We start from the raw sequence: 10,911 nt of genomic DNA, 5'->3' as shown, positions 1-10,911 counted from the left end.
GAGAAAAGAGAAAAGAGAAAAGAGAAAAGAGAAAAGAGAAAAGAGAAAAGAGAAAAGAGAAAAGTATGGCGGTACCAACAGATAAAACAGCTTTGATTAGTGCGATACAAATCAATTATGGAAAACTGAGAAACGAACTGATAACAATCCCCGAAAACCTTGCGATCATAGTAGAATTGGAAGGCCATGCCAAAGGAACCCAAATGAGTTTGCACAATCTGGTCGCATATCTGGTAGGATGGGGCGAATTGGTTTTACAATGGAATCAAAAAAAAGATGCCGGCGAAAGGGTCGATTTCCCGGAAACGGGGTATAAGTGGAACGAATTGGGAAAACTGGCGCAGAAATTCTATAGCGATTACGAGCCGATTGATTGGACTGCATTGCTTCAACAACTGGATCAAACGGTTGATCGGATTTTGGAGCTAATCGAACGTAAAACAAATACGGAACTTTACGAGCAAAGCTGGTATGAAAAATGGACGCTTGGCCGAATGATACAATTCAATACGGCTTCACCCTATACCAATGCCAGAGGAAGAATCCGAAAATGGAAAGCAGCGCGCAAATTGACATAAAAAAGGAGGGAGATAACCCAAACTCCCTCCATGCTTATGAAATAGAAATTAACCCGCCATCACGTTCACTTCCTTAGGAAGGGGCGATCTGTGCGTGATGTTGTTATAAATTTTGGTAAACAATTCGGCTATAAACGTTGGACGCGCATATTCCGTATAATCGAGATAAAGGATATTTGGGAAATAACCGTTTGTATTGGGTTGCAGATACGACATAATCCGACCAAGATTACTATCGGCTTCTTTTGCGAACAACCAAACGCCGGTTGGCGGAGTTAACGTCCACGATAGCAAGAAAAGATCACAAGGGGTTTGTGAAAACTCCTGGCATTCCCAACTGTTATTTTTTTGTTTACTGCAACATTGACCGTTAAAAGCATTGAATTTTTGCAGCTGATCGGTTTCCATGGTACTGTAACGCATCGTATTGGAGTAAATATCAAAAACTGTCAGATCGCCTAGATTTGCCGTACTATCCTGCCAGTCGCGGTAGACCCAGAAACCGTTTTTAGGTTCATCGGTTACCGCCCAGTTATCGTCGATTACTACTAAGATTTGTCCTTTGTCTTTTAGGTAAGTTCCCATCGGAATATCGGCCAATCGTTGGTATCCCTCAGGAATCGAACGAAACAACCACGGCCCGATGGTGTCATTGATCATTGTTTTTAATGTCTTGTAAATATCAGATGTAAACTTATCGAAATGCGAAAATTTCAGGATAGCCAGTTCGCGATGGCCTTCTTCATAAAAAAGCTTTACGTCATTTAAGACTTCCTGTACCGAAGGTCCGGCAAGTCCATGATAAATATTCAGATTTTTATCCGGTCGCAAGTCAAAATAACGCACCCCGGCCTGTAATTGTTGATATAGGTTGAGATCCTGTGTCTTGCCAAATGTTTCCAAACCATGGGTGTACATTCCGGCATCGTGACTGGCCGGAAATACCATTTTTTTAAACGGAAGATCCTGTGTTAAGGGTAGTAAGTCCCTCATAAAATCGGCGGTATTCATTAATCGAGAGAGGGAATACCACAATCCAAAAGAAAGTCCTTCGCTGGCATGTACCTGTACGGCAACTTGTCCGCTGGATGAAATTGCGGCTTTCGGAGTCGAACCGGAATCGAAGTTTGTTGCTTCCGACCATAGGATTGCCGTACCGTTTATCACACCGGACATTTGCCATAGTCCTGATATACCCTGCGATTCGTGTACTTCGATAATACGGCCGTCATCGGTAATTGCTACACTCGGATTAATGCCATCCTGATACGGAATACTATTGCTCCAATTGATGGAATCACCGTTGATATGACCCACTCTGTAGTGTAATTTAGCTGCGCTTTCGGATTGATGCACTTCGACAACCCATCCGGAGTTGGTAATGGCAACCGAAGGCTTAATGCCTTTTTCGTAGCTACGACTTTTTCCCCAACTAATGGTTTTGCCATTGAGTTTTCCAACACGGTAATAAAGGACATCATGCGATTGCGATTTATGCACTTCCACCAGTACACCATAATCGTTTATCGCGATGTTGGGTTGGACGCCGGTATCGTATTTTTCATCTTTTCCCCACCATTCGATGGTAGAACCGTTTACAAGTCCGACTTTAGCATACATCGAATGTGTAAGGACGTTACTGGTTTCGTGTACTTCGACTACAATGTTTTTATTGTTAAGGGCAACCGAGGGATAAAACCCGTCGCTATAAGGAGTGCTTTTGCCCCATTCGATGGTCGCTTTATTGATCAAACCAATATGGTACCACATTTTTCCGGAGCTTTCCGAATTGTGTACTTCGATACTGATCTGTTCGTTGGTTGCAACGGAATTATAGCGGCCACTATCGTAATTGTTGGCCAATCCGAATTGAATACTTTCCATAATGTTACAAATTAAGTTTGAGATAGGTTTGGGACCTGTATCTCAAAGTTCGGAATAATTTTGTAACGTTGTATGGATGAAATTACCTGTTTTTCAGATAAATAGATTAAATCATGGGAAGTTCTTCCACACTGATGATGTTATTCTGAATAGCATAAATAACCAGTCCGGCTATATTTTTGGCACCGGTTTTAACAAAAAGATTGTTTTTATGACCTTCTACGGTTCGGGCCGTAATAAAAAGCGCATCACCAATTTCTTTTGCTGTTTTCTGTTGACTGATCAGGCGTAATACATCGATTTCGCGTTTCGAAAGCTCGGTACCATTGTCAAAAATTGACTTTTGATTTGTTTTGGATGCCGCCTGTTCCCGAATGGCTTCCATTTGATCTTCCATAAAAAAGATCCCTTTCTGATGTACAGTCGGAATAATTTCGGCCAGTAAAATAGGGGAAACTCCTTTTGGAAGAAAGGCCGAAGCACCGGTTTTTAGCATAAAGTTCATAAACGACCGCTGGTAATGCGACGATACGATAATCACCTTGATATCCGGAAAATGCGTTTTAAGATGGCGCGTTACTTCAATACCGTCCATTCCTTTCATTTTCAAATCCAGTAATAAGACATCGGGCAATTCGGTAGCTCTTTCGAGATGCGACAACAAAACATCACCACTTTCGGCGGTGTAGATCACTTCAAATCCCGGCTGCATGCTCAGGAAGTTTTCCAGTAGTTTTACAATTAAACCATCATCGTCTGTTATGGCAATTCGAATGGTACTCATATCAGGTCTTTATATTCTAATAATAGTAAGGCCGAGGTTCCTTTGCGGAGCGGTTTGATACTATGTTTTCCGTTAAGGTAAAGCATCCGTAGTTCAATGTTTTGTAAACCGAGTCCTTTTTTATTCTGATTCGGGTCAAAACCTTTACCGTCATCTTTTACCAAAAGGCAAAGCAATCGGTCGGTTTGTCGCAGGTGAACGGTAATTACGGAGGCACCGGCATGTTTGTAAATATTGGTAATCAATTCCTGTAAAACACGGGTAAACTGAATTTTAATACTATTGGGTAGCGCAACATCTGTGCGTACATCATGATAAAAATCGACCGCAATGTTTTTTTTCCAGGGGGTAATAATTCCGTCAATTAATTCATACAAAGATATGAATTCTAACATAGGTGGACTCAAATCGTGGGAAATTCTTCGCGCATCGGCTATGCTTTCCCCTAATAAATGGTCCATTTCGTCATGATTGTAATCCAGTTGGTGTTTTAATTTTAAGGAAGTGAGTTTTCCGATAAGCGAATCGTGCAAATCGGCTGCAATACGCGTACGTTCCTGTTCCTGAACCAAAATACCGTTTTCGAGTAGTTTTTTCTGATGTTCCAGTTTTAAGCGGGATTCTTCCAGTTGGGCTTCAGCCATTTGCTTAAAGTTGAGATAGGCAAGACGTATAAAAGAAAAAACCAGTATGGAAACCACTGTAATTGCAATGATAATCCATAACATAATGGTTTTGGGTTCTATCCATTTTTCCATATTTCCCAGTTTATAAAGGCATAAAAGATAAGCGTGAGCACCAGATTGGCGGTCCAAAAATAAAACTTAAGCCCGGAACTTACATTAATAAGGAAGTTAATCGGCAGAAAAAACAAAAGATGTAGTGAAAAAAAGACTAAAATGGCCGCATTGAGCCGTAATTCTTCCTTTTGTGTGGTTTTGTATTTTCCAACTTTCTGGAAAAAATAGGCCAGTGCTAATAATATGATCACAAAGGCATCCATTACTTTCGAATAGGACTGGAATTGTTGTGGAGAAATGGTTCGTAACGAAAAAAGCTCCCAAACAATAAATCCACTGGCGACAAGCGTAAGCGAAAAAAGAGTTCTGCTTTTCTTTTCAAAAAAGCAGAACTGGTATAAAATTGCAAAAATGATCAGTTCTAATAAACTGAACAAAATGATGAATATCAGGTTATTTCCGAATAAATGACCGTAAAGACGACTGCTTAGATCTGTGCAGAGTGCCACACTGATATAAAGCAACAGCATTTTATGAGAAAGGGCGAGCGATTTGTAGCGATACATACCAATCCCAATCCCGGTGAGCAATAGCGCCGGCGATAAATACGTCAGATAGTCCAGAAACTGATAAAACGTCATATATTAGTTTTCGGCCAATTGTAATAAATAGAAATCACCTTCCAAAGGAGCAAATGGCGGAACCGGACGTACCGTATCATAGTACACCGATTTTTTAAGTTCTCTATCCACGATAACCAAATCGGCTACATATCCGGAAACGGCTGCAGTACTGGCTCTAAGTGCAAAATCCGCATCATAAGGGATCGCTACTTTTTCTTTAATATAATCGGTTGGGATGGCAAAAGCCTGGAAAATACCTTCCGGTGCATCGATTTGTACCGAAACCCATTCTCTTACATTATTATCCCAGTTGTCAATTCGCTCTTGTGCTTCTTTTTCAGGAAGCTCCTGTCCTCCGTTACCAACTCCAATGTGTACCTGTGTAGCATTAATATGTGCATCGATATCGGCAACAGCTTTCGAATCCGGGGAATCAAATTCCGAAGGGATTAAAAAGAAATATAGTTGGTTCTCGTAGATACCCGGATACGCATGTAGGTATTTCGAAGTCCCTTTGTCGGCACATTCAAAAGAGAAATAACGAGCGGTACTTAAATAGAAAGTTGCTAATTCACGGTCTTTACGGACTTTGTTCCACTCACGGATTCCATCCAGAATGTCTTGTAGAGGTAATTTCATAATTCAGGCTTTTTTGAGTTAATATCAAATGATTGATTCGTTCAAAATTAGATTTTTGACACTAAAAAAACAAATAATATCGCGGGTAAGTTAGAATACTTTAACAAGATAATTTTTAAGATAAAGTAAAGGAGGGATAACCGCTTTAACACCAACCGCTAAAGCAACGGTTACAATTTTATTTTTGTCTTCCGAAAAGGCTGAAAACATTAGTAAAACCGGACTTTTTTTTAAGGCGATTACGCAAATCCTTTTTGAATTTAGCCGGATTGTTGCTACTTTGCAGTAGGAATCTTTTTAAAAATAATGTCCATGCTCATTTATTCTTTTCCTTCCGTATCGGAAACCAACGCCCGGATACTAATTTTAGGAACCATGCCTGGTGTTGCGTCTTTAATGGCGGAAGAATATTATGGCAATGCCCGGAATCATTTTTGGAAATTGCTATTTACCATTTTTGAAGTCCCTTTTTCTAATGATTATGCCACCAAAAAAGCATTGTTGTTACAAAATAAAGTTGCTCTTTGGGACGTGTTGCAGGCTTGTAAAAGAGAAGGAAGTCTGGATAGTGCGATCGAACAGGAAGTACCTAATGATTTTAATGATTTTTTAGAAAAACATCCCGAAATCACTCATATTTTCTTTAACGGACAAAAAGCAGCGGCTTATTTTAAAAAATATGTAAAAACAACCAAAGCCTATCATTTACAGGTATTGCCATCGACAAGTCCTGCAAATGCCGGTAAAAGTTTTGAAACCAAACGAACCGAATGGGAAGCCATACGACTACCATTAGCATTATAAAACAACAGGTAAAAGGTACGATACGATCAAAAAAAAGACTGCCAGAATAAGCAGTCTTTTTTAGTATAAATAGTAAGATGATTAGTTTCTTCGGCTCATCAGGATACGTAATACATACCAGAATAAAAGCATTACAGATGAAAATAATTGTAATGCAGCACCTACATATTGTTGTGTACCGTACTGATTTTTAATTTGATGTGTCTGATATAGGATACTGGCAGAGGCTAAAATTACCATTCCAACAGAAAACCATAATCCCAGGTTAAATCCGAATAAAGCACCGGCAACAATTAATCCCAACGAAATAAAACCACCGATAATGATCGCTGTTCGAAGGAATGAGAAATCAGTTCGGGTAAAAAATACCACAGCGGTCAATCCCGAAAACATAAACAGAGTAATGATTGCTGCTTGTGTGATCAATTCGGCACTATTGGTCATTGCTACGGCAATCACAATCATCGGAAGAAAAATAATCGCTTCCAGAATTACATATAAACCCAGTCCTAAATATTGTTTTTCACGCGATGGATTAAAACTCATTTTTTCAGATAGGGTAGTTCCCAACCAGAAAAGTCCGATGATAAACAACCATACGAATTTTCCGCCAAACATGGCAGCAATCCATTCCATAGGAACGGTGTGAATTAAAATTGTTTCCACAACGATAAAGGCCAAAATAGCTATAGCCACGTGTAGATAGGTTTTTTTGTAGAAAGTTGCTCTTTCCAGTTCGGAAGCGTAAGCTACAATCGTGTTTTCGGATTCCATATATGGGTATTTACGTTTAACAGAAACAAATATAATCTTTTTTTTAAATTATCCCAGTTGTAGGAAATTATTGTAACCGATTTAATGACGTCGTTTCCAGAACGGCAAATCGGCCCAACGTTGTTCCTGTCGGTATTGGTTTTGTAACATGACAACCGATTTATTGAAAAGTGCCATTTGTTTGGACAAATAATCGGTAGCAGCTGTTCCGTCACCGTTTAGTAAACCGGTAATGGCTTTGGCTGCGGCATAACCGCCGGTTAGCGCATTGGTAATGCCAAATGAGGTCAGCGGATCATACGAGCACAAAGCATCGCCGGCAGCCATCCATCGGTTACCGCCGGGAACGTCCAATAGGGAAGTAGAAGCGGTTTTGATTCCGGAATGAACCAACGTGTCAAAAGCATTTTCCGGTATAAGTGCTGAAAAATGTTGCGTTTGCCGTATTTTTTGTCGTAACCAGTCTTGGAGTAGTTCCGATTTGACCTGATGCAGGTCGCTGTCGGACATAAAGTTGACAACCATTTTGCCATCGTTAACAGGCGCCATATACCACCAACCGTCTGCAACGGATTCGATATAGGTCATTCCTTTTAATACGGTTTCCGGTTGTTTGATCATAAAATGATACGAAACCAGATTGTCCAGCGCGGTTCTTTTTACACCGGTTTTTTTTGCGACGATACCGGCTCTTCCGCTGCAATCGAGTATAAAATCGGCTTCGATTGTGGTAAAATCGCCCGAAGGGGAAAAACATTCCAAAAGGATCTTATCCGGCGTTTCGGTAATTTCTTTGATCTGATAGGTGAGGAATAAGGTAATCTTACGTTCAACGGCTGTTTCGAGTAACTGATTTTCAAATACCACACGGTTCAGGTGCAATCCGTTACCATAGGGTTCGTTTAGAAAATAACGTTGGTGAGGCGTAGTACCACCCCACACAACGTTATTGCCCACATACGCATTGTGAAAACCGGAAGCCGCTATCTTGTGAAGTCCGAGTTTGTCCAGGATAAAGTTGGCACCCGGAGCTAAAGATTCCCCCGGTTTAAAAACGTTTTCCCGACGATAGTCGATAACGGCACAGGTTACGGATTCTTTTTGTAAGGTCAATGCTGCGGCCAATCCGGCCGGGCCAGCTCCAACAATAACAACGGGTATGTAATATCTGTTTTTTATAATTCGTGACGTTTTAACGGTTGACTTTCACGTGGTGCTTCTTCCGCCATTAATCCTTTGGCGGTAAGAATCGGATCTTGTTCGGCATGACGTACCTGTACCAGTGTCGGATCAACACCAGTTGGCCCTTCGCGATGGGTTTCCACCCATAAGGCTTCCGGAAGGAATTGCGACGGATTTTCCAGATCATGCTTGGTAATGATGCCCAGTTGATGCCATTTGGCAACCATATTGTTAATACGGGTCACATAGGTCGTGGTAAAATCACGCATCCAGTCCACACGATAGGAAAAATGCTTTAATTTTTGACCGTCGTTGGTTGTGGAAACATTCAAACGATCAAAACTATCTTTCGAAAGTACGGTATTTGGAACCCTAACCGACCAGAACGACGGTAACGGTAGGTATAAGGTTACATCGTATCCGGAAAGACAACTCGCTTCGTCGGTTTGCCACGGCACACCCAACCAACGGGTTACGGATCCCGGACCACTTCCGTCCAGTGGACCGTTAGGCGACAGTGCGATTTCGGAGGTTAGCATACCACCGTAATCGTCGCGGACACCGGTATCTTCCGGTAGGACTTTTAAACGATACGGTTCACTCCACATCATCAGATGACGGAATGGCCATGTAATTTCGATTCCCGGGTGGAACGGCCCGCCCAAGCATTCTTCCAATGGTGCTTTTAATAAGGCCATTACTTGTGCCGGTACCGGTAATTCGTCAAAAACAACCGGTTTTCGGGGTTCACCGGTTTCAAAATCCCCTTCGGCCCAACGGCGAAGCATATCGTATTGCGTATCGGTAACCGCCAGATCTACAGCGGGAAGATTCACGTAGTCGCCAAATAAATCACCATAGTGCGGTGGAATTTTGGCCGGTTCGTAAACCGTCGAATTCCGGTCGCGGAACCATTCGAATACTCGTCTGCGTTCGGCTTCATAAGCCGGATCCGGACTGTCGAGTTTGGCAATAAACTCCGGATTTTCGAAGTCGCTTGGTGAATTGGTACCAAATAACATAAAAAAGCCTTCATTTACCCATTGCGTACTACTCATACGGGACAATATCGGATAGATATCATTATAAAAACGAACTTTCTTTTTAGGAGGTAACCAGCCTTCGCGGATGTACAGATCGTTAACCACATCGAGCATGCTGACCACCGGGAATAAGCCCTGACCGAAGTTGGGCGGTGTACACACCACAACTGCCGGTTTGGCTTCGAAGGTTTTGTCGCCAATAGTAACTTTAGCGCGTACGGTTCCGTCGGACGTATCGTCGTGCCAGTCGTCGTTATTCGCAAAAGTTATGGCTTTGATACCCAATCGGGATTCGCTTTTTCCATCACCGCCAAAAAACAACAAACGTCCTTTATCGTCGGTACGGATTTCGCCCAGAGCTATTTTTTTATCGTAGAATTTCCCGGAGTCAAAGTGATATTTTGGTCCGGATATGTTTTTTCCGCTAATGGTTCGCGGTCCGGGATCGATCACCAGTTGATTCCGATCCGGATCGGGAACAGCACCGTTACGTTTGGTACTCGGAATGCTGTATTTGCCCAAATCCAGGGCATTGTTAAACTGATACCAGGCTGCTTTTCGGTTGGCCACGTGTACACGCCATTCGATATTGGCATTTTCAGTATCGGTATTGATTTCAAACAGCGGTTCGTTATTTTCGCCCAGGGCATAAATACGGAATCGCGGTACCTGCTTTTTAAACAGGTTGTCGTTATCTTTAAAACCGCCTTCCGCTACGGGAGTCACGCCCGGTAAATCGGAAGCCAGATAATATTCTTTTGAATTTCCGACGCGCGCCACACCGATAGCCGGGTAGATCGCTACATTTTTTATTGCATTGATATCCATAGCACTATTTTATTTGAGGTTAAGGGGTCTTGGCGTATTCGGTTCGACAGCCGGAACACCATTTTTAAAACGTCTCAATTCGGCACCGGCTTCATAGACTACTTTACGCGCAGCACTGATACTACCTTTCGGTTCGTGTGCTTTTAACGTACGCCATGGGTTAAACGAAAGGTTTTCGCCATATTCGGCCTGTCCCTGATTGGTAATGTCCTGTTTTTGAATTACCAGCGTAGCGATATGTACCGGTTCGGATTCGGATTCGCTCCAGGGTGTCATGGCTTTATCCAATGGCATAGTTTCCGGATTGGTTTGAAACTGAACCATAAAATTAAATTGCGCTTCACCCATATTCAGACGGGTTTGTAAATCGGCCTGCAGGTAATCGGAAGTATTTTGCGATGGCGGCACACCGAATGGTGGCCCGATCGGTTCCAGTTTGTATTTTACAAAGCGATCGCCAAAAGCATAGGGTAGTCCGCTCCAATAAGGAGTTGTCAGGCAGCTATCTACGGGTTTAGCCATTTCGTCCAGAATTTTTTGTGTTTCCGGGTGGTCTTTCAGATAGAGATCATAATTGTGATCCACAACACCGGCTTTGGTGAATTTGCACATTTCTGTAGCATTGTCTACAAAAAAGACGTTCATGTTTTGCAATAGAAAATCGGCCGTAGTGGCATGCTTACTGGATTCCAGCAGTTTTTCACCCGGAACATCAAAAAGTTTGATTCCGATTCCGACAGTCGATTTCATATCCGGCGCATGCGGTTGTGTGTCGCTCGAAAAACGAACCCAGGCACTAAAACGCTCGTGAGCAAAAATTCCGATTTTATACTTGTCCGCTAATCCCGGTACCATAATAAAATCGGCTTTGGCCACACCATGAGGTTTTAAAAATACGGCACGTCGCACCGGGCATTGTCCTGCCATAATACGATTGCCCATAGTGCTGTCGATAAACATTTTCTTGAGGGAAGCAGTAGGATTGGTTTCGCAATCCATAGCCGCTTTGTGGGGTTGGTCATTTTGCATGGT

The 10,911-nt window shown here is 42.2% G+C and carries 11 protein-coding genes; 2 read left to right on the top strand and 9 right to left on the bottom strand.

Features of this window, described 5'->3' with window-relative positions:
• A partial coding sequence (locus Q1R07_RS02395) for a ClbS/DfsB family four-helix bundle protein (RefSeq protein WP_300485644.1) occupies positions 1 to 578 on the top strand: 578 nt, incomplete at its 5' end.
• Between the two features lie 48 nt (positions 579 to 626).
• Here Q1R07_RS02395 and Q1R07_RS02390 read toward each other — a convergent pair.
• The 5 genes from Q1R07_RS02390 to Q1R07_RS02370 form a co-directional block, all read right to left on the bottom strand.
• A complete protein-coding gene (locus tag Q1R07_RS02390; protein ID WP_300485642.1) occupies positions 627 to 2,462 on the bottom strand; it encodes a hypothetical protein in 1,836 nt (611 codons plus the stop codon).
• Between the two features lie 106 nt (positions 2,463 to 2,568).
• Positions 2,569 to 3,246, bottom strand: coding sequence for a response regulator transcription factor (locus Q1R07_RS02385; RefSeq protein ID WP_300485641.1), 678 nt, complete (start codon positions 3,244 to 3,246; stop codon positions 2,569 to 2,571).
• Positions 3,243 to 4,004, bottom strand: a complete 762-nt coding sequence (locus Q1R07_RS02380) for an ATP-binding protein (protein WP_300485639.1) — start codon at positions 4,002 to 4,004, stop codon at positions 3,243 to 3,245. Before Q1R07_RS02380 ends, Q1R07_RS02385 begins: the two co-directional genes overlap by 4 nt.
• A complete protein-coding gene (locus tag Q1R07_RS02375) occupies positions 3,989 to 4,627 on the bottom strand; it encodes a hypothetical protein (RefSeq protein WP_300485637.1) in 639 nt (212 codons plus the stop codon). Before Q1R07_RS02375 ends, Q1R07_RS02380 begins: the two co-directional genes overlap by 16 nt.
• A gap of 3 nt (positions 4,628 to 4,630) precedes the next feature.
• Positions 4,631 to 5,248, bottom strand: a complete 618-nt coding sequence (locus Q1R07_RS02370; RefSeq protein ID WP_300485635.1) for a hypothetical protein — start codon at positions 5,246 to 5,248, stop codon at positions 4,631 to 4,633.
• Positions 5,249 to 5,560: 312 nt separating this feature from the next.
• Here Q1R07_RS02370 and Q1R07_RS02365 point away from each other — a divergent pair, with 312 nt between their 5' ends.
• Positions 5,561 to 6,052: a DNA-deoxyinosine glycosylase gene (locus Q1R07_RS02365; RefSeq protein WP_300485633.1), complete on the top strand. Its 492-nt coding sequence runs from the start codon at positions 5,561 to 5,563 to the stop codon at positions 6,050 to 6,052.
• Between the two features lie 81 nt (positions 6,053 to 6,133).
• On the opposite strand, the gene Q1R07_RS02360 is transcribed toward Q1R07_RS02365, so the two are convergent.
• From Q1R07_RS02360 to Q1R07_RS02345, 4 genes are all read right to left on the bottom strand, one after another.
• Positions 6,134 to 6,826 carry a Bax inhibitor-1 family protein gene (locus tag Q1R07_RS02360; protein ID WP_300485631.1) on the bottom strand — a complete coding sequence of 231 codons (693 nt, stop codon included), beginning with the start codon at positions 6,824 to 6,826 and terminating at the stop codon, positions 6,134 to 6,136.
• 81 nt (positions 6,827 to 6,907) lie between these two features.
• The gene (locus Q1R07_RS02355; RefSeq protein WP_300485646.1) at positions 6,908 to 7,975 is read right to left on the bottom strand and encodes an FAD-dependent monooxygenase; all 1,068 of its coding nucleotides are present in this window, start codon (positions 7,973 to 7,975) and stop codon (positions 6,908 to 6,910) included.
• Between the two features lie 26 nt (positions 7,976 to 8,001).
• Complete coding sequence (locus Q1R07_RS02350; RefSeq protein ID WP_300485629.1) at positions 8,002 to 9,879, bottom strand: LodA/GoxA family CTQ-dependent oxidase; 1,878 nt, start codon at positions 9,877 to 9,879, stop codon at positions 8,002 to 8,004.
• 9 nt (positions 9,880 to 9,888) lie between these two features.
• Positions 9,889 to 10,908: a hypothetical protein gene (locus tag Q1R07_RS02345; RefSeq protein WP_300485627.1), complete on the bottom strand. Its 1,020-nt coding sequence runs from the start codon at positions 10,906 to 10,908 to the stop codon at positions 9,889 to 9,891.
• Positions 10,909 to 10,911: the final 3 nt, after the last annotated feature.

Origin of the sequence: Flavobacterium sp. (assembly GCF_030146175.1) — a bacterium.
Taxonomy (GTDB): domain Bacteria; phylum Bacteroidota; class Bacteroidia; order Flavobacteriales; family Flavobacteriaceae; genus Flavobacterium.
Note: the sequence above shows the minus strand (reverse complement) of the source record. Positions and strands in the feature narration are given on the sequence as shown.